At 65.3% G+C, this 24,329-nt stretch carries 15 protein-coding genes and 3 pseudogenes; 8 read left to right on the top strand and 10 right to left on the bottom strand.

Annotation, left to right across the window (positions count from 1 at the left end; all coding sequences use genetic code 11):
* Positions 1-191: 191 nt before the first annotated feature.
* On the bottom strand, positions 192-4,787 hold the full coding sequence (locus tag SB764_RS04355; protein WP_410862754.1) for a DEAD/DEAH box helicase: 4,596 nt from the start codon (positions 4,785-4,787) through the stop codon (positions 192-194).
* 291 nt (positions 4,788-5,078) lie between these two features.
* Here SB764_RS04355 and SB764_RS04350 point away from each other — a divergent pair.
* Positions 5,079-5,219 (top strand): annotated as a pseudogene (locus tag SB764_RS04350) (aldo/keto reductase); the annotation flags it as partial.
* Between the two features lie 244 nt (positions 5,220-5,463).
* On the opposite strand, the gene SB764_RS04345 reads toward SB764_RS04350, so the two are convergent.
* The 5 genes and pseudogenes from SB764_RS04345 to SB764_RS04325 all read right to left on the bottom strand — a co-directional run bounded on the left by SB764_RS04345 (position 5,464) and on the right by SB764_RS04325 (position 11,357).
* Positions 5,464-7,191 (bottom strand): ShlB/FhaC/HecB family hemolysin secretion/activation protein, encoded by a 1,728-nt coding sequence (locus SB764_RS04345; protein WP_410862752.1) that lies wholly within the window; start codon positions 7,189-7,191, stop codon positions 5,464-5,466.
* Positions 7,192-8,085: 894 nt separating this feature from the next.
* The gene (locus SB764_RS04340) at positions 8,086-8,862 is read right to left on the bottom strand and encodes a hypothetical protein (RefSeq protein ID WP_410862750.1); all 777 of its coding nucleotides are present in this window, start codon (positions 8,860-8,862) and stop codon (positions 8,086-8,088) included.
* A gap of 2 nt (positions 8,863-8,864) precedes the next feature.
* Positions 8,865-9,368: pseudogene (locus tag SB764_RS04335) on the bottom strand (hypothetical protein); the annotation flags it as partial.
* Between the two features lie 334 nt (positions 9,369-9,702).
* On the bottom strand, positions 9,703-10,221 hold the full coding sequence (locus SB764_RS04330; RefSeq protein WP_321893956.1) for a hypothetical protein: 519 nt from the start codon (positions 10,219-10,221) through the stop codon (positions 9,703-9,705).
* A 191-nt stretch (positions 10,222-10,412) separates the two neighbouring features.
* Positions 10,413-11,357, bottom strand: a complete 945-nt coding sequence (locus SB764_RS04325) for a helix-turn-helix domain-containing protein (protein WP_410862748.1) — start codon at positions 11,355-11,357, stop codon at positions 10,413-10,415.
* A 51-nt stretch (positions 11,358-11,408) separates the two neighbouring features.
* On the opposite strand from SB764_RS04325, the pseudogene SB764_RS04320 reads away from it, so the two are divergent.
* Positions 11,409-12,206, top strand: a pseudogene (locus tag SB764_RS04320) (aldo/keto reductase); the annotation flags it as partial.
* 109 nt (positions 12,207-12,315) lie between these two features.
* On the opposite strand, the gene SB764_RS04315 reads toward SB764_RS04320, so the two are convergent.
* Positions 12,316-12,660: a BON domain-containing protein gene (locus SB764_RS04315; protein ID WP_065057530.1), complete on the bottom strand. Its 345-nt coding sequence runs from the start codon at positions 12,658-12,660 to the stop codon at positions 12,316-12,318.
* 395 nt (positions 12,661-13,055) lie between these two features.
* On the opposite strand from SB764_RS04315, the gene SB764_RS04310 reads away from it, so the two are divergent.
* Positions 13,056-14,600, top strand: coding sequence for an RNA polymerase factor sigma-54 (locus tag SB764_RS04310; protein ID WP_074985619.1), 1,545 nt, complete (start codon positions 13,056-13,058; stop codon positions 14,598-14,600).
* A gap of 159 nt (positions 14,601-14,759) precedes the next feature.
* Positions 14,760-15,410: a TetR/AcrR family transcriptional regulator gene (locus SB764_RS04305; protein ID WP_410862746.1), complete on the top strand. Its 651-nt coding sequence runs from the start codon at positions 14,760-14,762 to the stop codon at positions 15,408-15,410.
* Between the two features lie 24 nt (positions 15,411-15,434).
* On the opposite strand, the gene SB764_RS04300 is transcribed toward SB764_RS04305, so the two are convergent.
* Positions 15,435-16,289 carry a DUF72 domain-containing protein gene (locus tag SB764_RS04300; RefSeq protein ID WP_183716208.1) on the bottom strand — a complete coding sequence of 285 codons (855 nt, stop codon included), beginning with the start codon at positions 16,287-16,289 and terminating at the stop codon, positions 15,435-15,437.
* A 167-nt stretch (positions 16,290-16,456) separates the two neighbouring features.
* On the opposite strand from SB764_RS04300, the gene SB764_RS04295 reads away from it, so the two are divergent.
* Positions 16,457-16,852 carry a transposase gene (locus SB764_RS04295; RefSeq protein WP_065057554.1) on the top strand — a complete coding sequence of 132 codons (396 nt, stop codon included), beginning with the start codon at positions 16,457-16,459 and terminating at the stop codon, positions 16,850-16,852.
* A gap of 39 nt (positions 16,853-16,891) precedes the next feature.
* Here SB764_RS04295 and SB764_RS04290 read toward each other — a convergent pair whose 3' ends face one another.
* Entirely contained in the window at positions 16,892-18,589 is a 1,698-nt protein-coding gene (locus tag SB764_RS04290) for an AAA family ATPase (RefSeq protein ID WP_410862744.1), read from the bottom strand.
* Positions 18,590-18,878: 289 nt separating this feature from the next.
* Here SB764_RS04290 and SB764_RS04285 point away from each other — a divergent pair, with 289 nt between their 5' ends.
* Positions 18,879-19,850, top strand: a complete 972-nt coding sequence (locus SB764_RS04285) for an acetyltransferase (protein ID WP_065057535.1) — start codon at positions 18,879-18,881, stop codon at positions 19,848-19,850.
* Between the two features lie 30 nt (positions 19,851-19,880).
* Here the strand turns inward: SB764_RS04285 and SB764_RS04280 are convergent, their stop codons facing one another.
* Entirely contained in the window at positions 19,881-22,316 is a 2,436-nt protein-coding gene (locus SB764_RS04280) for a phosphoketolase (protein WP_110328214.1), read from the bottom strand.
* Positions 22,317-22,725: 409 nt separating this feature from the next.
* Here SB764_RS04280 and SB764_RS04275 point away from each other — a divergent pair, with 409 nt between their 5' ends.
* On the top strand, positions 22,726-23,712 hold the full coding sequence (locus SB764_RS04275) for a zinc-dependent alcohol dehydrogenase family protein (RefSeq protein ID WP_074985627.1): 987 nt from the start codon (positions 22,726-22,728) through the stop codon (positions 23,710-23,712).
* A gap of 150 nt (positions 23,713-23,862) precedes the next feature.
* Positions 23,863-24,324 (top strand): universal stress protein, encoded by a 462-nt coding sequence (locus SB764_RS04270; protein WP_074985781.1) that lies wholly within the window; start codon positions 23,863-23,865, stop codon positions 24,322-24,324.
* The last annotated feature ends 5 nt before the right edge of the window (positions 24,325-24,329 follow it).

Genomic DNA, 24,329 nt, shown 5'->3' with positions numbered 1-24,329 from the left:
GTGAATTGCAACTAACTGCCATTCCTGCGCGAGACGGCTGAACAGAAAGGTCCATCGTAAAAGCGCCCGCATTCATCGCGAAGCTATGGCTTGCAACGCGTGGATGCGGAGCGGGCCGTTTCTAGCGCGGATATCGAGGCAAGTCAGAGTCCACGATAAAGGCACACACGCGCAGCCCGAGCGCCCCGCGCCTAAGCCCCTCGCGCCAACGCGGCGCGCAATTCCGCGCGCGTCGCCTCATCGAACTCGCCGCGAAATTCAAACCGTCCCGCGACCAGCGCGGCAACCGGCACGCCATCACGAAAAGCCAGGCGATTACCCGTGACCGCCGGCACCTTCTCGCCAGGCAGCACCGATCCCACGAGATTCAGCGGATCGACGGCGGCGATGCACACCGTTTCGCCCTCCGAACGATCCGAGCGATCTGAATGAACGGACCGCTCCCCGCGCCGCCGCACCTCGCGCAACAACGCCACCGCTTCGGGCAGCGCGAACTGTTCGCCCGATAGCCCCGCGACGAAGCGTCCGCCGCGCACGTTTCCGCGTGCTTCCATCCGATGCAGCACGCGCAGCAGATCGCGCCACGGCGGCAGCCACGCGGCCTCGCGCGCGAGCACTTGCCAGCACACCACGCCGTAGCGGCGCAGCAGCACGTCCGCGACGTGCTCGAGCAAGGCCGGATCGGCGGGCGGACGTCGCGCAGGATTCGCCGTCACCGCACGCGGCGTTCGCGCGCTGCCATCGTCCGTCGCGCTTTCCTGCTCATCGGCCGGCTCCACGCGCCGCAACACCGCCCAGCGGCCCGCGTCCGCCATGCCGCCGGCGAGCGGCCCGAAACCGCGCGGCTTGCGGCGTCCGTGATGCGCATTGCGCTTCGCGGCGGGCTTCACCAGCGCGCGCAAGCCGGCGAAACTGTCGGCGTTCACGAGCCCGGCGGCGACGAGTTCGCCCAGCGCGTTCTCCAGTTCGACGCCGAGCAGATGCGCATCGGCGGCCAGTTCGTCGAAGAACATCGCGCCGTGCCGCAGCAGCGCGCCATACACGCGCTGCGCGCGCACCGAGAGTCCAGCGGTGTCGGTCGCATCGACGAGCGCAGTCCAGCGCGCCATTTCGCGGCGCGGCAACAGCACGACCGGCGTGCTGCGCACGGTCGTCGTCGCCGCACCCGCGCGCGCGGGCAGCCGCGCCCACGTGAGGCGTCCGGAGCGGCACAACTCGTCGAGCAGCATCGGCGTGTAATCGTCGATGCGCGCGGGCAGGATCTCGTCCTCCCACGCGAGCGCCGACGCTTCCCAGCCTTCCAGTTGTTCGAGCATCGCGGCGAGCGCGTCGCGCCCCGAGCCGCGTGCGTCGCGCGCGACGTGCTGCCATTCGAACAGGAAGCGCATGAAATCGTGGCGCTCGACCGGCTCGATTTCGCGGCGCAGCTTGCGCACGGTATAGCGATGGATGCGCGCGAGCAGGTGACGCTCGCACCATTCCTCGTCGCGCGCGCCCGGCGTGAAGCGACCGCGCATCACGCTGCCCTCGGCTTCGAGCCGCGTCAGCGCGAGCGCGACCACGCTCGCTTCCAGCGCGAGCGGCCGCGCGATCTGCGCGACCGTCAGCGGCCCGAAACCCGAGAGCCGCGCGCGGATCAATTCGACGAGCGCGGCGTCCTCGGTCCACGGCTCGTCATAGTCGGGCGGCGGCGTGAGCGGCGGCTCGCAACGCGCTTGCGGATAGACGGCGCGCACGCACGCGAGCCGCTCGATGCTCACCCACAAGGCTTCGTCGCGGCTGTCGTTGTGGACGATCGGCACGCGCGTCGCGCGCCCGGCGGCGGCGAGTCCCTCAAGCCACGTCTGCCAGTCGCGCGCGTTCGGCTCGCTGTCGATTTCGCTTTGCGCGAGCGCGCCGAGCGTGGTGAGCGCGTCGTGCATTTCGTCGGCGCTGCGCACTTGCGGCCACGCTTCTCCGCGCACGTTCGCGATGGCGTCGGCGTCGAGCGCGCCCAGATCGTCAGCGGATTCGGGATCGCTCCAGCGCCGCGACAGCACGGCCTGCGTGCGGCGCTCCTCGATCGGCGCGTCGTCGAGAAAAGCGTAGGGACGCGCGGTCAGGATTTCGGCCGCGAGCGGCGAGGGCGCGGAGAGCTCGCGCGTCACGAGCGCCACGTCGTGCGACTCGATGCGGCGCAGCAGCGCGAGCCACGCGTGCGTATCCATCGCGTCGTGCAGGCAATCGTCGAGCGTCTGGGCGACGAGCGGATGCGCGGGAATCTCGCGCTCGCCCGCGAGATTTTCGACGCACGCAACCTGATCGGGAAAGACGGCGGCGAGCAGATCCTCGCTGCGCATGCGCTGGATTTGCGGCGGCGTCTTGTGTCCGCCGGTCTGGCGCGGCAGCGCGAGCGCGGTGGTCGCGTTCCAGCGCCAGCGCACGCCGAACAGCGGCGCGTCGAGCAGCGCCTGCACCAGCAGATGCTCGGCGGAATTCGAATGCAGATAGCGCCAGACCTCGTCGAGCGCGAAGCTGTGCGCGCCCGTCAGCGACAGAATGATGGCGTCCTCGGTCGCGGCGGCCTGCAGTTCGAAATTGAACTGGCGACAGAAACGCTTGCGCAGCGCGAGTCCCCACGCGCGATTCACGCGGCTGCCGAACGGCGCGTGGATCACGAGTTGCGTGCCGCCCGCTTCGTCGAAAAAGCGCTCCATCACGAGCGTGTCCTGCGAGGGCAAGACGGTCAGCGCCTGGCGGGCGCGCGCGAGATAGTCGACGATTTGCCGCGCGCTGGCGTCGTCGATACCGGCCGTGTCGATGAGCCAGTCAATCGCGCGCTCGATGTTCGCCGCGCTGCTTGCTTTCGCTTTCGACGATGATTCGGCATCCGAATGATTTGAATCTTCATCGTCGTCGCTCAAGAGCGCCTCGATCTGCGTGCGCAAACGCGAAATCGCGAACGACAGCTCGTCGCTGCGTCCGGGCGCTTCGCCGAGCCAGAACGGGATGTTGGGCGGCTGACCCTGCGCGTCCTCCACGCGCACGCGGCCCGCTTCGATGCGCAGAATCCGGTACGACGCATTGCCGAGCTGAAACACATCGCCCGCGAGACTTTCGACCGCGAAATCCTCGTTGACGGTGCCGATCCGCACGCTTTGCGGTTCGAGCAGCACGGCGTAATCGGCGTTGTCGGGGATCGTGCCGCCCGAAGTCAGCGCGGCGAGTCGCGCGCCACGCCGCGCGCGCAGCGTCTGGCTCACCACGTCGCGATGCAGATACGCGGCGCGCGGCCCGTGACGGCTCGTGTAGCCTTCGGCGAGCATGCGCAGCACGGCGTCGAATTTCGCGCGTTCGAGCGTCGCGAACGGCGCGGCGCGGCGCGCGAGCGCATAGAGCGCGTCCTCGTTCCATTCCTCGCAGGCCACTTCGGCCACGATCTGCTGCGAGAGCACATCGAGCGGCGTGTGCGGCAGCGCGAGCCGGTCGAGTTCGCCGCGCCGCACGCAATCGAGCAGCGCCGCGCATTCGATCAGATCGTCGCGCGAAGTCGGAAAGAGCCGGCCCTTCGGCGTGCCGCCGACCTGGTGGCCCGAGCGCCCGACGCGTTGCAGGAAGGCGGCAATCGAGCGCGGCGAGCCGACCTGCACGACGAGATCGACATCGCCGATATCGATGCCCAGTTCAAGCGACGCCGTCGCGACCAGCACGCGCAATTCGCCGCGTTTGAGGCGCTGTTCGGCGTCGAAGCGCTGCTCGCGCGCGAGGCTGCCGTGATGCGCGGCCACCACGTCGTTGCCGAGCCGCTCGGTCAGATGGCGCGCCACGCGCTCGGCCATGCGCCGCGTGTTCACGAACACGAGCGTGGTGCGATGCAGCGCGACCAGCTCGGCCATGCGGTCGTAGACGCGCTCCCAGACGTCGTTGGCCATCACGGCTTCGAGCGGCACGGGCGGCACTTCGAGCGCGAGATCGCGCTCGCGCGCGTGTCCCACGTCGACGATTTCGCAGGCGGGCGCGGCGCGTTCGTCGCCATTTTCATCGCCATCGCTATCGCCGAAGCCGACCAGAAAGCGCGCCACGGTCTCGATCGGCTTTTGCGTCGCCGACAAGCCAATGCGCAGCAGCTTGCGCCCGCACAGCGCGTCGAGCCGTTCGAGGCTCAGCGCGAGATGCGCGCCGCGCTTGTTGCCCGCGAGCGCGTGAATTTCGTCGACGATCACGCTGCGCACGCTCGCCAGCATGCGTCGGCCGGATTCGGAACCGAGCAGCACGTAGAGCGATTCGGGCGTCGTCACGAGGATGTGTGGCGGGCGTTTGCGCAGCGCGGCGCGTTCGTGCTGCGGTGTGTCGCCGGTGCGCACGGCGGTGCGGATCTCGACGGGCGGCAAATGCAGGCGCGCGAGTTCCTCGCCGATGCCCGCGAGCGGCTGCTCCAGATTCAGGCGGATGTCGTTCGAGAGCGCCTTGAGCGGCGAGACGTAGAGGACGAGCGTCGCGTCGGGCAGCGCGCCGCCGTTCGCGAGACCTTCGCGCACGAGTTCGTCGAGCGCGGCGAGAAAGGCCGTCAGCGTCTTGCCCGAACCCGTCGGCGCGGCGACCAGCGTGGCGCGATGGGCGGCGATCAGCGGCCACGCGGCGCGCTGCGCGGGCGTGGGCGCGTCGAAGCTGCGCCGGAACCAGCCGGCCACGGCCGGATGGAACTGCGCGAGCGCGTTGTCGCCGGCCGCGGCGCGGCGGCGGCGCGGCTTCACCGGCGGGTCGGACGGCGGGTCGGCGCGGCTTGAGGCGGTCGAGGGCGGGTTCATGCGCACGAAGATGAGGGCGCGTTACGCGAATTTCCAGGCGTGCGAATTTCCAGGCGTCGCGCCGGATGTCGCGGGCGGGCGCGGCGTGTCGAAAGGCGTCCGGTAACGTCGTTCGCGGACAGGATTCGATGAAGTCGTCCGCTCACGGTGTCCAGAGCGTCACGCCAGTCTGGCAGGTTTCGGCCGCGCGTGCCGGCGTCGCGCCCGCTTCCGGCACGCGGCGCGCGAACGCAGTATCCTCGCCCCGTTGGACGTTTCCTCGACCCCGCAAGTGTCATCAGGAGTTCCACCATGCGATTGAATCCTCTGGGCCGCACCGGCCTGTTCGTGTCCGAACTATGTCTTGGCACCATGACGTTCGGAGGCGGCGCCGGCATCTGGAACCAGATCGGCGACCTGCAACAGGCCGACGCCGAACGCCTCGTCGGCCGCGATAAATCACTCAAACTTTTTTGGCACGATTCAAAGAGTAACTTCACTCGCGATGGAAGACGGACTATCGAAAGAGCAGTTGCACGAATGCCTGGCCGCGCTTGAGGGCGTAGCGTCGGAAGGCAGCCAGTCGTCAGAAATGGACATCCGATGTCCCGTGCATGCCTACAGAATCGGACCTGACGAAACCGAGAAGTTTAACGAAGTGATCGGTGCCCTCAAAGTGCCGGCGACACAGCACTAGTCAGAACTGCCCCGTGATCTGGAACCCGACTGTCCATCGCGCGGTCGGGAAGTTTTTGGGCTTGTAGATCGGCGTCCCTGCAAACAGGTCGTACGAGACGCCAACAACTTTCGTCGGCACGCCGCCGCGAATGCCAATCACCGCGCCCGCCAGTTGTGTTCCAGCCAGTGCTGCCGTGTTCGGCCCGAACACGCGCCCGTAGTCGATCCCCGCGTACAACGTCTGTCCCGTCTGGAGCACGGGCCATTGCAGCTCGTTGCGCCAGTAGAAGCCGCGTTCGGCCGCGAGCATCGTTTCGCCGTCGAAGCCGCGCACGGTGTAACGGCTGCCGATGGTCAGGTCGTCGATGTAGAAAAGCGTGTCGTTGGTGAACTGGCCGTGGAACGTCGTGACGTACCGGAATGGCTGGTTGGCGATGGCGAACGGCACCGACAGGTTCGCATCGAGCACGGCCATGTGGAAGCGGTACGTCGGGCCGTCGATATACGGGTCCGGCGTTGCACCCAGGTCGCCGATGCCCTGCCGATACGCGAGCGTGCCGTCGAATTGCGCCGCGCCGAAGTAGTGACGGTCGGTCGCACCGAGTTCCAGAAACGTGTTGTTGCGCGCCTGTGTCGGTATCGTCGTGTCGTCGATGAAGCTGTCGCCGAAACGCTTCGAGAGCTGCACATAGCCGCCGAGCACGTCGTTCTGGCCGCGCGAGAGCACGCGCGCGATGCGCAGCGCGGCGGTCTGTGAATTGCCGCTCGATACGAACGTGTCGTTCACGACTGCGATGTTCTGGTAATAGGTGTTCGTGTTGCCCGACAGGGTCACCGTCCAGTAGCCGAACGGAACGGAGTACGAACCATTGAACCCGTGCGAACCGAGCGCCTTGTTGCCGAACGACAAATCCTGATTCGCGCCGACCGTGAACACGTCGTTCAGGCCAAGCGGGTTATCAATGCCGAGGCTGACGTTGCCTTGCCATTTGCCCGTCGACGACGTGCCTGAGTTATCGACCGACGCGACGAACGTCCAGGGCTTTGCACGTCTTACCGACACGACGACATCGCTTTCGCCTGGGATGTCGGTCGGTTCGATCTTCATGTCCACGTCCTGACTCGCCACGCGTTTCATCTGCTCCAGACCTTGCTCCAGATCGCGCATGTTCAGCAGGTCGCCGCCGCTGACCGGAAACGCGCTCTTCCATGTTCCCCACATCGAAGGATCGGCCAGACGGACCTGTCGCACGAGACCCGGCACGAGCGCGAACGACAGCGTGCCAGTCGTCAAATCCTGCTGCGGCACGAGTATGCGCGTGGTTACGTAGCCGCGACTCAGCACGGCTTGCTGTAGTGCTTTGCTCAGTATGTCGATACCTTGCTTGCCGACGCATTGTCCTGTGTAGTGGTCGAGCCATTCGCGCGCAAAGGCGAACGGATCGAGCGGGAGCGCGGATGCGCCTTTTGCGTGCGCTGCGGCCGGCAGCGTCTCGGGCACGTCGAGCGCGAACCGGTCGATGCGGAAACACGGCGTTTCGGCTGGCAGCGCGGGATAGGCTTCGATCTTCGTCACAGTCGAGCGCACAGCAGGCGCCGATACGGCGGCTTCGCGCTGCTGCGCGTCGCGGCGTTGTTGCTGGTTCTGTTCCGTTTCGATACCGCCGAGGCTTTGTCCGTGGACGTTGGGCGCGAGCGCGACCATAGCCGATAGCGGCAGCGCCGCCAGGCTCTTTCTGATTTTCATTGCGAGAAGTTCTTTAAGCTAAATTTCTATGGGCTTTTCTTAGGCATCGAAGTCATTTGAACCACAGTCCGAAGCGAGAGGGCGAATCGCTCAACAACCCCATTTTTCGGAGCCACCTTGGCAAGAGCTTCACCAGCAACAGAAAAAGCAATATGGCAGCGGGAACAAAAACGTTCTGCATTCCCGTTGAATCGCCACGGTGGAACAAAAATCTGCATATGCCGGTAAGAAAAAATGCCCAAAAAGCAGCGATGAACGCGGCGAACAGACCTACCGTGATGCATAGGTCCATCGTCGCGTACAGTCTTCGCCAGTTCATTTATCGCGGGGTTACTTGTGCTTTTCGATTACTAGTCCTTGAACCACGGACCGAACCTCTCCGGTTCGTCGCTTAACATTCCCGCTTTTCGCAGTCGATCCGGAAGCTTCTTTATCCAATAGGTCGTAAGAACCAGAAAAACGGGAAGGAAAACGAAAAGCATGGCTGGCTTCTCTTCAAAATTGAACACATATCGACATAGTCCAGTGGCAAGCATCGCGAGAATAATTCCAGCACTGATGGCTGAACCCCATACCACGCAGGTAGTCTGAACGGCCGCGTATAGACGTTTCCAGTTCACTTGCTAGCTCATTTCTTGAACCAAGGACCGAAGCGTTCAGGACTGTCGCTTAGCATGCCGGCCTTGCGCAAATGCTTGGGCAATATCAGAACGAACCAGATAAACAACGCAATCAACAAAGGCAGGCCGATCCAATAGACAGCGATGGATTCGCTAACGGCCAATATCTTCCTGCACACACCAACTACAATCACAGAGTACAGAATGGCGCTCCCAAGCGCTAAAGAGCCAACCGTCAGCCATATTTGGGCAGTTGCGTATAGCCTGCGCCAATTCATTTTTTGCCCCCAGAATTTCGAATGTCGTTTATGACAGCTGCCCCCTTCGAGCCTACTCCGAATATCAGAATACCTTGGTTTACTCCATAGGGTGCCACCTGTCCGGTGAAAGGAATCAGCGTATTATTGTTGATACGCGGCACTGTCACGTCAAACATTGAACCGGAACGATTCAGGCCGTCTGCCGTGCCCATTTTCAGAGGAGTATGAGCCGTCAAGGCTCCTACTGCAAAGATGACGTTTGCGCCGTCATACGCGACATTGCCCCACCCAGCAGGCAGCACTTGATTGAAACCCCATCGCAGCGGATTCACACCCGGAGAACTGATGCCGTTGTAACGGTTGTAGAGACCGTCCGCACCCTCGGCAATGTCACTCGCGCCGAAAGCAATCATTCCCCCACCGCCCAACGCACAGCCCGCGCCAGTGGTAGCGCAAATTCCGACGCCAGTCTTGACCGTCAGTCCACCCGTCACAACCTTGGCGGCGTCCTTTGCAGTACCCAGCGGATCGCTCTGTACCATGTCCGCAATCTTCTGTGTCGGCGTGTAGTTGAACAGCCCAGCTTCCTTCTGGTTATTCACCCACTGCAACTCCGGCCCGAGCTGCGAAGCTTCAAGCTGACTCACATAATTCGCATTGTATTGATCGCTGCCCTGCGGATATTCGGCCCAGCACTTCACCGCATAGCACGCTGCCTGTGTCAGCTTCTTCTCTTCTGCCTTGTCTCCATTGGCCTGCTTGGCAATCTTCTGCTTTTCCTCGGGATGCAACTGCCGATTAAAGCGGTCGACGTTGTAACCCGAATCTGGTTGCGGACAAGCTGCTGTTCGTAGAACCCGTCACCCAGGCGCTTGATCGTCGTCTGCGGATTCAGGCCAAGCTGTTGCAGGTAGTAGTCGCTCGAAATGAACGTCTTCGCGTTCGTGAACGCCGGATTGGTTTCGATGAGGTACGTTGCGCCCGGTGCGCTCGCGGGGCTGAACAGTCCGCCCTGGGGAATCGACAGATTTTGCAGGACGTTTTGCGCCGTGGCGGTCGCAATCGCCGGGTCGACCATGTTGCCGCCGCCACTGACCGATGCCGCGCCAGACTTGCCGCCGCTCGCGTTACCGCTGATGTCGTTGACGCTGACGCCCGAAGTCACCTGACCGGGCGCGAGATTCAGCGATGGCACGCCCGCATTGCCCGCCGTGTTGTCAATGCTGATGCCGTTGCCCGACAGCGTGCCGCCCGCGACGAAACTCGACTCATACGACGGCAGCGCGTAGTGGCGGATATAGACCAGCCTGTAACAGCGATTCATCGAAGCAACCCCGTAAGAATTCAGCTTTCGATTCTTGCGGTGAGCCCCGAAAATATGTGTCAAGGATCGTTAACGTGTACCGTTTTTCAGAAACGTCTTAACAATGTCATGCGCAATAGATCGAACCGTGGCGCGTCGCCCACACAGGCAAAAAAAAGCCCGCATTGCGCGGGCTCAAAAAGACCAGCAAGCCGCTCCGTGGGGGCGTTACGGCTTCTGTGTATCGTCGATGCCAGGCGAACGACACGAAGACACTGTGGCAACGTCGTCATCCTGACGCCATGCGACAACTCCTAAAATGCAGGGTCTAGCGTCGTCGCGAATGTGTACGCACGCCGTCCAGATAGGCGTCAAGGATGACCGACAATTTAGGCACCAGTTGCGGGTGATCGCGATCTACGGCGATTACCTTCTCGACAATGGCGCGCGCCTCTCCAGTTGCCAGGGCGAACCGGCCAGCAATCGCAATCAGGTCGCCAGGCACAGGCGAATTGGGATCGGCACGAAGCAGTTTCACCTCAGGCAGAGTGAGACTCGTCAGGTCTCGGTTGAGCAGGACCGAAGGGGCAATGCCGAACAGTTCCGAAATTGGAAATAGCAACTCCGAGCGACGCGACGAACGACGCTCAAGCTGATAGACCTGTTGGCTGACACGCGCGCGCTCTTTGCCGTTTGCATTGGGGCACAATCGCTTGAGCATTTCGCTACGCGTCCAACCAAGCAGATGCCGGATGTGTTTCACGTTTTCGCCGAAACTCATGACACAGCCCTCAAATAAGCGACGCCCGCGGATGCGGGCGTGCAGGGTTAAGTCGGTTACGTCCACGGCGAACGCCTAGTGCTTGTTTCGCAAACTTCCGCTCTACAGCCTCCCTTGTTTTGCATCGCCGCATTAGTTCTCCGCCGCTGCGGTACGCACATAGTTCTGATTCGCGAGAAGCAAAAACGCCGCCCTGAAATGCCCTTTACTCAGACATTTCAGGGCGGCGATTCCCTGATTTCGGGTCTGCTGGTCAGCTACATGGCGGCTGCAACCTGCACCCCGTCATGTGCCTGACCGCGTAGTGCGGGCCGCTTGACCTTGTGCGGCTCGACAACCAGACCGTCCGGCCGTCTAAGCTGGTCTTCGGTGCAGTGGAAGATACGGCCAAATTTCCGTAATGTTTTGTCGCTCAGGTGTTCCGCTTTTATCATTTTCTGTAATAGCGTCTCACTCGTGCCGAACTGCTCGGCAAGCTGTTTATCAGTCATACGCCTGTATATGCGCCACGCCGTGACGGGCGATTTTCCGGTTCGGATATGGTCAATAACCGAATCTGGATAATCGGTGTCAATCGGCGCACTTTTTATGGGCATGATTTGGGTTGCCCTGACTGTCCTATTAACAGCGCGCGAGTCCGGTTTCGCTGTCAATTGCTCAAGCGTGCAATCATAAATATCAGCAAAGCGCTTCAGTGTTTCGCTTGTCGGCGTGTTATAGCCCTGTTCGTGACAGGTGATCGTGACGACCTTGAGGCCCATCAGTTCGGCCGCGTCACGGGGTTTGTACTGCCGGGACTCGCGCCACGCGCGCAGAAAGTACGTGCCGCGCGAGATGGCGTCGGCGACTTCGTCGGGGATAGGCGCATGGAATTCGCGCGGAAAGAATGTGTGCCGGTCTTGACCAGTGGGGCGGCCCCGTCGGGAGGCTGGCCCGGTGGCGGGAAGATCGCCTGGTGGCTCGTCGGGTGTCTGCTTCGCGAGCGGCGCGTTGTCGAACAGTGCTTCCAGTCGCTGCCGGCTCTCCGACTGACGGCCTGCACGTCCATGCTGCGGAATTGCGGGTACTGCCGTGGGTGGCGGGCTTTCCGTTGCAGCCTCGCTGACGTTGATGAGCGAGCCCTTGTATATGCCGGGCCGGCTTGAGTTTTCAGTGTGCTGCGTTTGCGCGCGAGGCGCGGCCTGGCGAAACTCGATCAACATAGAAAACAGGTTGTATGGATTATCGGCACGCAGCCGGTTCCCTTTACAGTCCGTTACTTGATCGCGACCAAGGTGCTCGGCGAGATGGGCCCGTCGCCGAACCAGCGCGGCGCAACGCGCTATCACATCATGGAAGGCGTGAAGGCGAGCCTCAAGCGCCTGCAACTCGACCACATCGACCTCTATCAGATTCACGGTTTCGACCCGGCCACGCCGATCGAGGAAACCGTGCGCGCGCTCGACACGCTCGTGCAGCACGGCCACGTGCGTTACGTGGGCGTCTCGAACTGGGCGGCGTGGCAGATCGTGAAGGCGCTCGGCATCGCGCAGCATCGCGGGCTTGCGCAGTTCCAGTCCTTGCAGGCGTATTACACGATCGCGGGCCGCGATCTCGAACGCGAAATCGTGCCGATGCTCGCGAGCGAAGGACTCGGGCTGATGGTGTGGAGCCCGCTTGCGGGCGGCCTGCTGAGCGGCAAATACGGGCGCGACAAGCAGGGCGAAGCGGGCAGCCGTCGCACGACCTTCGATTTTCCGCCCGTGGAGCGCGAACGCGCGTGGGATTGCATCGATGCGATGCGGCCGATCGCGGAGCAAAAGGGCGTGTCGGTGGCGCAGATCGCGCTGGCGTGGCTGCTGCATCAGCGCGCGGTGACGACGGTGATCATCGGCGCGAAACGCACGGATCAGCTCGACGACAACGTGGCCGCCACGAAGGTCAAGCTCAGCGCGGAAGAACTTGCGATGCTCGACGATGTCAGCGGTTTGCCCGCCGAGTATCCGGGCTGGATGCTCGCGCGTCAGGGCGATGCGCGCCGCGAGCAACTGAAGCAGGCCGGGCGCGATTAAAGCCGCAGCGTGGAAAGAGAAAGGCCACCCGCGCACGCGTTCGTGAGAACGCGGCGCGGGTGGCCCGGCAGCGGCAGTTACGCCGCGAGCGGCACTAACTTTAGCGCGATTACTGCGCCGCCACGATCTTCAGATGGTTCTTCACCGAGCTCACGCCCGACACGCCTTCCACAACTTGCTTGGCGTTGTCGCGGTCTTCGGCGGTCGGCACCGTGCCGGTCAGCGAAACGATGCCCTTACGCGTCTTCACGTGAATGTGTTCCGACTTCACGTTCTTCGCGCCGAGCAGCTCGGCCTTCACCTTGGTCGTGATGGTGGCGTCGTCGACGTGCTGGCCCACGCTTTCCGAGCTGGCCGGCGCGGTGGACGCGCTGTTCGTCTGGGCGCCCGCCACGAGCGCGAAGGTCATGCAGGCCACGCCTGCGGCGGTCTTGAGCAGAGGAATGCGGTTCATGGTTTCTCCTTTTCTGGTTGTATCCGACAGGGGCTACCGCAAGGTCCGTGCCGCGCCGCGTAAAAAGCCCGAAAAAGGGGCCGGCGCGAAACGCGCGGAACGCACACTATCTGGGACCTGCGTGGGAATCGAGCCGAGTTGGCAGCGATGGCCGAAGAATCTCGCGACGGCTTCCTGTCGCGAAAATGGCAGGAAGATGGCGCGTCCATCCGGCGCTAATCGGGCACGCAATTTTTCCGGGTCGTTGTAAAAACGTCGGTGGCGCACTCGAATTTGTCCGTTGATTTGCGCTGTCGCAAGACGTGATCCCGTTTGAAAACAAGCTCTTGTAATAACTGGCATGGGTGTTGCATCAGGAAGGCCAACGCTCAACTCATTTCAAGAACGGGACCGCCATGCCTTCCATCGCGTTACAAACGCGCCAGCATCTGGCGCTGACGCCGCGCCTCCAGCAGGCTGTGCGTCTGCTGCAGCTCTCGTCGCTCGAATTCCAGCAGGAACTGCGTGAAGCGCTCGACACCAATCCGTTCCTCGAATACGTTCCGCCCGCGACGGAAACCGGCGAAGCCGCCGAGGCCGCCGACGGCGCGGCGGGCATCGGCGCCGCTGCCGATGCGCCCACGGCCGTGGCCGAGATGCCCGAGGGCGGCATGGACGGCGGCATGGAAGCCGCGATGCCGCAAGACGCATCGAGCTATAACGACGAACCCGCCAGCTATGGCGACGACAACTCCGGCTATCCGGACGACGGCGGCGCGTATTCCGCCGACATGCCGTCGACGGGCGCCATGCGCACCTCGTCGAATTACCGCGGCTCGGAAGATGGCGACTCCGACGCCTCCGACTGGGTGCGCGTGCCGCTCTCGCTGCGCGAGCAACTGCATGACTCGCTGCGTCTGTCGCCGCTCGACGACCTCGACCGCGCCGCGGCGCAGATTGTCATCGAAGCGCTCGACGACGACGGCTATCTGCGTCAGGAGCTGTCCGAACTGACCGATTTCGAAGATATCGGCGAAGCGCTCGACGAAGACCGCCTGCGCGTGGCGCTGCGCGTCGTGCAGACGCTCGACCGGCCCGGCATCGGCGCGCGTTCGTTGTCCGAATGTCTGTCGCTGCAACTCGAGGCGATGCCCGAGGACACGCCGCATCGCGATCTCGCGCTCCAGATCGTCACGCAGCATCTCGAACGCCTCGCGCGCCGTGAAAACGGCGAGCTGCAACGTCAGCTCGGCTGCGATGCGCAGGCACTCCAGGCCGCGACCGCGCTGGTGCGCCGCCTCGATCCGAAGCCGGGCAACCACTACGGACGCGCCGACGGCGGCTACGTGGTGCCGGACGTGATCGTGCGTCAGGTGCGCGGCAAGTGGGTCGTGAGCGTGAATCCGGCGATCGAACCGCGCGCGCGCATCCACAAGCTCTATGCCGAAATGTTCGCGCGTTCCGATCAGACGAGCCGTTCGCCGCTCGCGCAGCAATTGCAGGAAGCGCGCTGGCTGATCCGCAATGCGCACAAGCGCTGCGAGACGATTCTGCGCGTGGGCGAATGTATCGTCGCGCGTCAGAAGGCGTTCTTCCAGTACGGTGAAATTGCGCTGCGTCCGATGCTGCTGCGCGATGTCGCCGACGAACTCGGCCTGCACGAATCCACGGTTTCGCGCGCCACGGGCAACAAGTACATGGCCACGCCGCGCGGCATTTTCGAATTCAAGCGTTTCTTCCCGCGCGAGCTGGAAACGCGCACGGGCGGCACGTGCTCGGCGGCGGCGGTGCGCGCGCTGATCAAGGAAATGATCGATGCGGAAAATCCGAAGGATCCGCTGTCGGATGTCGTGCTGACGCAGGAACTCGAAAAGCAGGGCGTGCAGGTGGCGCGCCGCACCGTGACCAAGTATCGGCAGATGATGAAGCTGCCTGCGGCGGAAATGCGTCGGCAGATTTAAGCGGCATTCGGATCGAATGATCTCGATCCAGCGGCGGCGGAGCGATCCGCCGCCGCTTTTTTTTTGCGTGCAGGATGGGGTCGGCGGGTCATCGACGTGCCTGGTTAGAATGCGAGCGAATGCTCAGTTTTCAACGCTCGCACTGATTTGCCGACCACCATGACCACCACGCCACGCGGCGGCGCACGTCGTCGCCCCACGCCGCTCGACGCGCGCAAGCTGCCGCGGCAGCGCCGCTCGGCCGCAACCGTCGACGCGATTCTCGAAGCCGCCGCACGCCTGCTCGAAACGCGCGGACCCGGCGGCTACACGACCAACGCCATCGCCGAGCGTGCGGGCGTGAGCGTCGGCTCGCTCTATCAATACTTTCCGAACCGCGACGCACTCACGGCCGCGTTGATCGACCGCGAGAGCGTCCCGTTGCTCGCGGCGCTGGAACGCGCGGGCGAGTCGTCGAGCTGCGAGACGGCCATGCGCGACCTGATTCGCGCATCGGTCGCGCATCAGATGCGGCGGCCCGTGCTCGCACGCGTGCTCGATTTCGAGGAAGAGCGCCTGCCGCTCGGCGAGCGCGATGCGCGCGTGCGCGAGCGCCTGCACGCCACGCTGATGTACGCGTTCGCGCTGCCCGACGCGCCGCGTTTGCCGGATCCTCGCACGGCCGCGCACGACGTCTATGCGATCGTGCGTGGCATGGTCGATGCCGCAGGCGCGCGCGGCGAAACCGACGCCGCCGCGCTCGAAGCACGCGCGACGCATGCGGTGGTGGGCTATCTGTCGTGCGCGGAGCGCGCGAGTGAGACCTTGTGACGCCGGACGTTGAGCGACGCGGTCTCAGGCGTTCGCGCCGCGTTCGCGCAGCCGCTCGATGAGCGCCATCGCGGCGGCCGGGTTGTGCGCCTTGTGGCCGCTGATCACATAGAGAAATACGTCGCGGCCTGTTTTCGCCTTGAGCGGTTTCGCGTAGGTGTCGAGATCGTCGGGCGTCTCGCCTTGTGCCCACGCGATCGCGCGATCGGCCCAGCGGTCGAGGTCGGCGTTCGCGTAGCCGTGCCGATGTTTCGCCTGCGTGCCCATGATGCGCGCGTAGACGAAGGGCGCGCTTGCATCGGCGATCTGCGGATAGTCGGAATCGCCCGACATCACGATCGCCGCGTTGCGGCTGCGTGCGAGCGCGACGAACTCCGGCGTGCAGAAACTCTCGTGCCGCACTTCGAGCGCGTGCCGCAGCGGACGGCCTTCGACCTGCGCGGGCAGCAGTTCGAGAAAGCGCGCGTAGTCGTCCGGCTCGAAGCGTTTGGTCGGCATCAACTGCCAGTTGATCGGGCCGAGTTTGTCGCCGAGTTCGAGCAGGCCGCCCGTCAGAAAGCGCTCGATCGACGCGCCGGCTTCCGCAAGCACGCGCCGGTTCATGGCGAAACGCGGGCCTTTCAGTGCGAACACGAAGTCCTCAGGCGTTTCGTCGCGCCAGCGCGCGAAGCTCGTGGGACGCTGCGCGCCGTAATACGTCGAATTGATTTCCAGCGAGGTCAGGTGGCGGCTCGCGTAGTCGAGTTCGAGGCGTTGCGCGAGTCCGTCCGGATAGAACGTGCCGCGCCACGGCGCAAAGATCCATCCGCCGATACCGACGCGGATGCGTCCCGTTTTCTTGCGCGCAGTCGCGCGGGCTGTCGCAGGGGAACGTGTCATGAATTCGTCCGTTTTCGATCGCTGGCAGCGGCGATTTGGCGCGCCCGCCGCAGGGCCGATTGACTGGCAGATTTTCGGAGCGTTTTAGGCATAGTCCGATATTTTCTGGGATGGAGTGAGGCTAATTTAGTCGGTGTGTGTCAGACAAACCTCACTTGGAATATCAGATGCAGTCTCGTCCTACTTCAGAGCTGACCGACGCGCAATGGCGCAGCGTCGAGCCGCTCTTTCATGAAATCCGCTCCAGCGGTCCGCGTCGCGGCCGTCCCGCGCATAGCTCGCGCGCCGTGTTCGAAGGCATCGTCTGGGTGCTCACCACCGGTTCCGTCTGGGCGAAGATGCCCGAGTGCTACCCCGACTTCCGCACCTGCCATCGCCGCTTCAAGCTCTGGTTCGACGCGGGCCTCGTGCAACAGGCCATGTCGCATCTTTACGGCGAAGAAGGCCTCGCGATGTGTGCGGCCATGAGCGCGCGCATGCAGCCGTGGCGCGCGCCGGCCGGGCGCAAGGCGCCGCGGTTTCCGCTAGCCTTTTCGCTGCGCTGGCCGGTCGCGCGCACGTGATGCGACGGGGCGGCCGTCGTCCACTGGCCGTCGCCTGTCTCAGGCGGACGATGAGTCCGCTGCCGCGTTCATGCGCGCCCACAGCGGCGCCCACCACGCCGTGTCGCTGAACGCTTCGATCGGCACGTCCGTATCGAGTTGCACCGTCATGCGCCGCTCCTCTGCGTCGAGCGCTTCGGCACTGGCCATCTGCGCGGTGAGCACCGCTTCACCCGCATCGGACGGATCGCGCGGCCCGGCGGCGCGCGCTTTCACGCGTTCCTTCAGCCGCGCCGCGTCGGCGTGAAAATCGAGAATCAGCATCGGCACGTTCATACGCCGCGCCAACTCCGCGAAGCGCTTGCGATTGGCCGACTGCAGGAAGGTCGCGTCGATCAACACCGTGTAGCCCGCGTCGAGCACATCAGTGGCCAGCGCGACCAGCCGCGCGTAGTGCGCATCGATGGCTTCACGCGTATAGGCTTGCGGCGGCAGCGCGCCCAGCGTGGGGGCGTCCAGCACATGGGCGCGTTTGCGCTCAATATCGCTTGAAATGCGGATCGCGCCGCTCAGCGCCGCGAACTCGCGGCTCGCGACCGATTTTCCCGACCCCGACAACCCGTGGCAAAGCAGCAGCCAGGGCGGGCGTCGATCGCTCGCTTCGCGCGCCGCGAGCTGGAGATAGCGCTGCCCGGGTTGGGCTGATGGGGCAGACGTGACGTGTGCCGCATCGTCGGCGGGCGGCGTCTTCAGATGCGCCACGAGCGCCCGCACCAGTGCGCGATAGACGACGTAGAGCCGCAGCGCGGCAAGGCCGCCGAAGTCGCCGGTCGCATCGAGATAGCGCGCGAGCAGGCGATTCGCGAGGTCGTCGCGGCCGTGCGCGCGCAGGTCCATGACGAGAAAAGCCAGGTCGCTGGCGATGTCGATCCAGCGCAGCGCCTCGCTGAACTCGATGCAATCGAACAGCAGCGCGCGACGCCCTTGCCGCACGATATTGTCGAGATGCAGGTCGCCGTGGCAGGCGCGCACGAATCCGCCGGCGCGGCGCGCGTCGAGCCGCGGGGCGACGCGGGCGAGGCTGGCTTCGCACCACGTGCGCAGCCCGGCGTCGCGCACGAAAGCCGCGCTGCGCACGTCGCGTTCGAGCGGCGCGAGCGCGTCGAACACCTGCTGGCCGAGCAGCGCCGCCGATCCATAAGGCGTGCCGCGTCCACCGCGAACCGGAGCCGCACGCCGCGCCGCGCGATGACAGACGGCAAGCGCGTGCGCGGCGGCATCGATATCGGCCGACCCGAGCACGCCGGCCGCGAGCCGCTGCGAAAACAGCGCGTGCTGATCGAAGCGCCGCATGCGCACGGCGTAATCGATCACGCCGTCGCACGTTCCGCGCCGCGCCGCGCGCTTCAGTGCGACACCGCGCGCCTGCGGCACGACTGCCTGAACGTCGCGATAAATCGGTCCCGCGAAGGGCCGGTTGAGGCGGATTTCGGCCTCGCAGCAGCGCCGCCGCGCGTCGAGCGTCGTGAAATCGACGAAACCGAAGTTCACCGGCTTCATGAGCTTGTACGCGTAGCGCCCCGCCAGATAGACCACGGAAATATGCGTTTCGATGCGCACGATGCTGCCCGCCGGATGCGCGTAAGTGCGCGCGCGGCGCAGCGCTTTGTCGAGCGCGTGGCCGTGGCGGCGCGCGGCGCGCAGGCGGTTCTGGACGTGGAGCGGGGCGCGAGGGCTGGGGCGGCGGGCTTCGGGCATCGATGGCGGGTGGATCCGGTCGGTGGCAGGGAAGGGTTGCGTAGCGCGTGGTCGAGCGCTATCCGGCATTCGGGCATTCGAGCATACCCCGCGACGGGTGCCGCCCGTACGCCGGCCGCGCGGCGCCGCCTCGCGTGCGCGCCTGTGTCGCGTTCCGATGACCGCACCGGATCGGCATCCGCGCGACTGAGCGAATCAGCCCGCGCGGGCGTCAGGCTTGGGCGACCTTTGCGGGATTGGCCGCCAGTGCGCGATACTGTGGGGCTCAACGCAACGGATTATTCGGCACATGGCGCATTTCGATGTATTCAACGGCGACGCGGACGGCATTTGCGCGCTGCATCAGCTTCGACTCGCCCGGCCGCGCGAGGCCACGCTGGTCACCGGGGTGAAGCGCGACATCGCACTCGTCAAGCGAGTGGAAGCGCACGAGGGCGACTCGCTCACGGTGCTCGACATCTCGTTCGACACCAACCGCGAAGCGGTCAACGCCTTGCTGCACAAGGGCGTGCACGTCGAGTACTTCGACCACCATCACGCCGGCGACCTGCCGGCCAACGTGAATCTGATCGCCCATATCGACACCACCGCGCAGGTCTGCACGAGCGTGCTGGTCGACCGTCATCTGGGCGGCCGCTATCGTCCGTGGGCGATCGCGGCGGCGTTCGGCGACAATCTGCCCGCCACGGCGCAGGCGCTCGCGCGCGAGTCCGGCCTCACGGAGGCGCAGACGGAGCAGCTCCGCGAACTCGGTGAATCGCTCAATTACAACGCTTATGGCGACAGCGTCGACGATCTCTTCATCGCGCCCGCCGCGCTTTACGAGGCGATCAAGCCTTACGCCGATCCGTTCGAGTTCATCGCCTCGGCGCCGCTGATGCAGCGTCTGTCGGCCTGCCGTCGCGACGATCTCGAACTGGCCCAGGAGATCACGCCGCTGGTCGCGTTCCAGTACGGCAGCGTCTGCGTGCTGCCCGACGAACCGTGGGCGCGGCGCGTGCGCGGCGTGTTCGCAAACGTGCTCGCGCTCGAGGAGCCGTCGTGCGCGCACGCGGTGCTCAGCGTGAACGCCGACGGCAACTATGCCGCGAGCGTGCGCGCGCCGATCGAGCGTCCGCGTGGCGCCGACGAACTGTGCCGCGCGTTCCCCGGCGGCAACGGCCGGGTCGGCGCGGCGGGCATCGACTGCCTCGCCTCGGACAAGCTCGACCAGTTTTGCACCGCGTTTGCGCGCGTGTTCGGCGGCGTCAAAACCCGCTGAATCGCGCGCGTTTGAGCCTCAGGTCGGGTTTCAGCTCGCGCCGCCCGGCTGCGGCGTGCGCGAGCGCGACCAGCGCCAGTTCTTGATCTCGGGCATGTCGTCGCCGTATTCGTCCACGTAGCGGCGGTGCTCCGCAAGCTTGTCGTGCAGCGTCTGCCGCAGGTGCGCTGCGCGCTGCGCGAGGCCTTCCACGCGGTCGATCACCGCTTCGCAAAGGTGGAAACGGTCGAGTCGGTTCACCACCGTCATGTCGAACGGCGTGGTCGTCGTGCCTTCCTCGATAAAGCCGTGCACGTGAATATTCGCGTGATTCACGCGCCGGTAGGTGAGGCGGTGAATCAGCGACGGATAGCTGTGATGCGCGAAGATCACGGGCCGGCTCACGGTGAACAGCGCGTTGAAATCGGCGTCCGACAGACCGTGCGGATGGCGGTCGGCCGGTTCGAGCGTCATCAGATCCACCACGTTCACGACGCGTATTTTCAGATCGGGCAGCCAGCCGCGCAGCAGGTCGACGGCCGCGAGCGTCTCCAGCGTCGGCACGTCGCCCGCGCAGGCCATCACCACATCGGGCTCGCCGCCTTCGTCGTTGCTCGCCCATTGCCAGATGCCGATGCCGTCCGCGCAATGGCGGATCGCCGCATCCATATCGAGCCACTGCGCCTGCGGCTGCTTGCCCGCCACGATAATGTTGATGCGGTTCCAGGTGCGCAGCACGTGATCGGTCACGGCGAGCAGCGTGTTGGCGTCGGGCGGCAAATAGACGCGCACCGTGTCCGCCTTCTTGTTCACCGCGTAGTCGATGAAACCCGGGTCCTGATGGCTGAAGCCGTTATGGTCCTGACGCCACACATGCGACGTGAGCAGGTAATTGAGCGAGGGCAGCGGCCGCCGCCACGGAATCTCGCGGATGACCTTCAGCCACTTCGCGTGCTGGTTGAACATCGAATCGATGATGTGAATAAACGCCTCGTAGCACGACATGAAGCCGTGCCGGCCCGTCAGCAGATAGCCTTCGAGCCAGCCCTGGCAGGTGTGCTCGGAGAGGATTTCCATCACGCGTCCGTCCTGCGCGAGCTGCACGTCGTCGGGCGTGGTGTCGGCGAGCCATGTGCGCGACGTCACGTCGAAGACGTCGGACCAGCGGTTCGAAGCGGTTTCGTCGGGGCCGAAGATGCGGAAGTTGCGCGTCGGCAAATTCACGCGCATCACTTCGCGCAGGAATGCGCCCATCACGCGCGTGGCTTCGGCGTCGACCTGGCCCGGCGAGGGCACCTCCACGGCGTGGCGCTCGAACGCGGGCACGCGCAGTTCGCGCACGCGTCCGCCGCCGTTCGAACGCGGATTCGCGCTCATGCGCCGTTCGCCGCGCGGCGAGAGCGCGGCAATCTCGGGCGCGAGGTGGCCGTGCTCGTCGAACAGTTCCTCGGGCCGATAGCTGCGCATCCAGCTTTCGAGCAGCGCCAGATGACCTGGCTTGGCGATGTTCGCGAGCGGCACCTGATGCGCGCGCCACGAACCTTCGGTCTTGAGTCCGTCGACAGTCTTCGGGCCGGTCCAGCCCTTGGGGGTCCGTAGCACGATCATCGGCCAGCGCGGCCGTTCGATCGCCGCCTGGGGATCGGTTTCGGCCTGCGCCCGCGCGGCTTGCTGAATGCGCGCGATCTCGTCGAACACGGTGTCGAACGCAGCAGCCATCAAGCGATGTCCCTCGACCGGATCCTCGGTTTCGACGAACACGGGCTCGTAGCCGTAGCCGCGCATCAGCGAAGCGAGTTCTTCGTCGCCGATGCGCGCGAGCACGGTCGGCCCCGCGATCTTGAAGCCGTTCAGATGCAGGATGGGCAGCACCGCGCCGTCCGTCACCGGATTGAGGAACTTGTTCGAGTGCCAGGCGGTGGCGAGCGGACCGGTCTCGGCCTCGCCGTCGCCGATCACGCAGGCGACGATCAGGTCGGGATTGTCGAACACCGCGCCGTACGCATGCGACAGCGCGTAACCGAGTTCGCCGCCTTCGTGGATCGAGCCGGGCGTCTGCGGCGCAACGTGACTCGGAATGCCGCCCGGAAAGCTGAACTGCTTGAACAGCACGCCCATGCCTTCTTCGTCCTGCGGCACGTTCGGCCAGGTCTCGCTATAAGTGCCTTCGAGCCAGGTGTTGGCGACCACGGCCGGGCCGCCATGTCCCGGCCCCGCGAGAAAGAGCAGATCGAGATCGCGCTCGTTGATGACGCGGTTCAGATGCGTGTAGAGAAAATTCAGGCCGGGCGTGGTGCCCCAGTGGCCGAGCAGGCGCGGCTTCACGTGCGTGAGTTGCAGCGGTTCGCGCAGCAGCGGATTGGCGAGCAGATAAATCTGGCCGACCGAGAGATAGTTCGCCGCGCGCCACCAGGCGTCCATAAGCTGCAACTGATCGTCGGAAAGCGTCGGGCGGGAAGACGGCGTGATGGGCGTGATGGGGCTCATGCGTGCTCCTGTGGCGCGCGGTGGCGCGGCATGGGACGGATCGGCGCGCGAGGGTGCTCGCGCGCGAGAAGACTGGTTTGCGGATGCCGCGACACAGGCACAGCGCCGCGCGGGCGGTCGGCCGGCGGTCGAGTGCCAGGCTTGGGCGTGGCGTCGCGGCTCGCGCTATGGTGCCACGTTCGATGGAAGCGCTTTCGCTGAGTGTGCGTTCGGAGTGCATTGACTGTGCGTGCGGCGTGCATCCGTTGTGCACCCGGAGCGCACTGCGGCGGACGCGCTCGTCGCGGCGCGCGTGCCGAGCGCGTAACATGATCGATGCGTCCCGGTTCGCGAAGTGCGGCGCACGGCTCTCCCGACGCGATCCCGCCACACACGGCACCCTGCAAGGCGCAAGGCCAGGAGGACGACGATGCGAGCGATGTTGTTCGACGGCACGAGTCCGCGACTGCGCGAAGTGGATCTGCCCGATCCGACACCGCGCGCGGGAGAATTGCTGATCGACGTGGAAGCCTGCGGCGTGTGCCGCACCGATCTCCATGTGGTCGACGGCGACCTGACGCACCCGAAGCGGCCCGTGGTTCCGGGCCATGAAATCGTCGGCACGGTGGCGGCGCTCGGCGAGGGCGTGACGGGCTTCGCGCCCGGCGACCGCGTGGGCGTGCCGTGGCTCGGCCACACCTGCGGCCACTGCCGTTTCTGTCTGCGCGGCCGCGAAAATCTCTGCGACGCGCCCGGTTTCACCGGCTACACGATCGACGGCGGCTACGCCGAACGCACGGTCGCCGACGCGCACTACTGCTTCCATTTGCCGCGCCAGTACAGCAGCGTCGCGGCGGCGCCGCTGCTTTGCGCGGGGCTCATCGGCTATCGCACGCTCGTGCTGGCCGGCGATGCCGACTGCATCGGCATCTACGGATTCGGCGCGGCGGCGCATATCGTCGCCCAGCTTGCGCGTTATCAGGGCCGCACGGTCTACGCGTTCACGCGCCCCGGCGACACGGCCGCGCAGGACTTCGCGCGGCGGCTCGGCGCGGCGTGGGCCGGCGGCAGCGACGAAACGCCGCCCGCGCCGCTCGACGCCGCCTTGCTGTTCGCGCCGGTCGGCGCGCTCGTGCCCGCCGCACTGCGCGCGGTGACGAAGGGCGGCACGGTCGTCTGCGGCGGCATTCACATGAGCGACATTCCGTCGTTTCCGTACGCATGGCTCTGGGAGGAACGGCGCATCGTCTCGGTCGCGAACCTCACGCGCGACGACGGCACGGCCTTCATCGCGATCGCCGCGCGTCACACGCTCGACATCGAGACCACGACGTACCCGCTCGCGCGCGCGAACGAGGCGCTCGCCGATCTGCGCGAGGGGCGGCTAACGGGCGCGGCGGTCTTGACGATGCGTTGAGCGGCGCGCAATCGTCCCCATGTGGACAGTGCGGGCCGAGCGCGCAAAAGCGCCAGAGCAGCGAGCAGGCCGGTCGGCGGACAGATTTTCGGTTGCGCGAACGGGATGAGCCGTTCGCCGCGGATCATGGGCGAAGCCCGGGAGGTCACGATGTACAAGCAGATTCTGGTGGCGGTCGACGGCAGCCGCAGCGGCCGCCGTGCGCTGGACGAGGCGATCAAGATCGCGCAGGCGACGGGCGGCGCGATCACCGCGTTGTATGTGGTGCAGCATCCGGCGCGTCTCGTCGATATCAGCACGGGTTTTGCGGAAGAACAGACGCGCCATGCCGCCGAAGCCGATGTCGCGACCGAGGCGCTCGACGAAGCGAAAACCGCGCTCGCCGACGCCGGCGTGAACGGCAGCACGCGTGCGGCCGATTCGAACGGCGAGGAGGTCGCGGCGGTGATCTACCGCATCGCGGCGGAGGAGGACGCCGATCTCGTCGTCATGGGCACGCGCGGGCTGTCGGGCGTGAAGCGGATCCTGCTAGGCAGCGTCGCCGAGAGTTTTCTGCGCACGGCGGATCGTCCCGTCATGCTCGTGCGCAACGAGGACCCGCACGCGGCGTGAGCCGG

The organism is Paraburkholderia sp. SIMBA_027 (assembly GCF_046535315.1).
In the GTDB taxonomy this organism is placed as follows: Bacteria; Pseudomonadota; Gammaproteobacteria; order Burkholderiales; family Burkholderiaceae; genus Paraburkholderia; species Paraburkholderia tropica.
The sequence above is the reverse complement of the archived record's forward strand: the minus strand, read 5'-3'. Positions and strand labels throughout refer to the sequence as shown.

Excerpts from the sequence above, each read along its gene's own strand:
- SB764_RS04270 (WP_074985781.1), top strand. The coding sequence starts at position 23,863 with ATGTACAAGCAGATTCTGGTGGCGGTCGACGGCAGCCGCAGCGGCCGC.
- SB764_RS04285 (WP_065057535.1), top strand. The coding sequence starts at position 18,879 with ATGGCGCATTTCGATGTATTCAACGGCGACGCGGACGGCATTTGCGCG.
- SB764_RS04315 (WP_065057530.1), bottom strand. The coding sequence starts at position 12,660 with ATGAACCGCATTCCTCTGCTCAAGACCGCCGCAGGCGTGGCCTGCATG.
- SB764_RS04295 (WP_065057554.1), top strand. The coding sequence starts at position 16,457 with ATGCAGTCTCGTCCTACTTCAGAGCTGACCGACGCGCAATGGCGCAGC.
- SB764_RS04310 (WP_074985619.1), top strand. The coding sequence starts at position 13,056 with ATGCCTTCCATCGCGTTACAAACGCGCCAGCATCTGGCGCTGACGCCG.
- SB764_RS04325 (WP_410862748.1), bottom strand. The coding sequence starts at position 11,357 with ATGTTGATCGAGTTTCGCCAGGCCGCGCCTCGCGCGCAAACGCAGCAC.
- SB764_RS04290 (WP_410862744.1), bottom strand. The coding sequence starts at position 18,589 with ATGCCCGAAGCCCGCCGCCCCAGCCCTCGCGCCCCGCTCCACGTCCAG.
- SB764_RS04280 (WP_110328214.1), bottom strand. The coding sequence starts at position 22,316 with ATGAGCCCCATCACGCCCATCACGCCGTCTTCCCGCCCGACGCTTTCC.
- SB764_RS04300 (WP_183716208.1), bottom strand. The coding sequence starts at position 16,289 with ATGACACGTTCCCCTGCGACAGCCCGCGCGACTGCGCGCAAGAAAACG.
- SB764_RS04305 (WP_410862746.1), top strand. The coding sequence starts at position 14,760 with ATGACCACCACGCCACGCGGCGGCGCACGTCGTCGCCCCACGCCGCTC.
- SB764_RS04355 (WP_410862754.1), bottom strand. The coding sequence starts at position 4,787 with ATGAACCCGCCCTCGACCGCCTCAAGCCGCGCCGACCCGCCGTCCGAC.
- SB764_RS04275 (WP_074985627.1), top strand. The coding sequence starts at position 22,726 with ATGCGAGCGATGTTGTTCGACGGCACGAGTCCGCGACTGCGCGAAGTG.
- SB764_RS04345 (WP_410862752.1), bottom strand. The coding sequence starts at position 7,191 with ATGAAAATCAGAAAGAGCCTGGCGGCGCTGCCGCTATCGGCTATGGTC.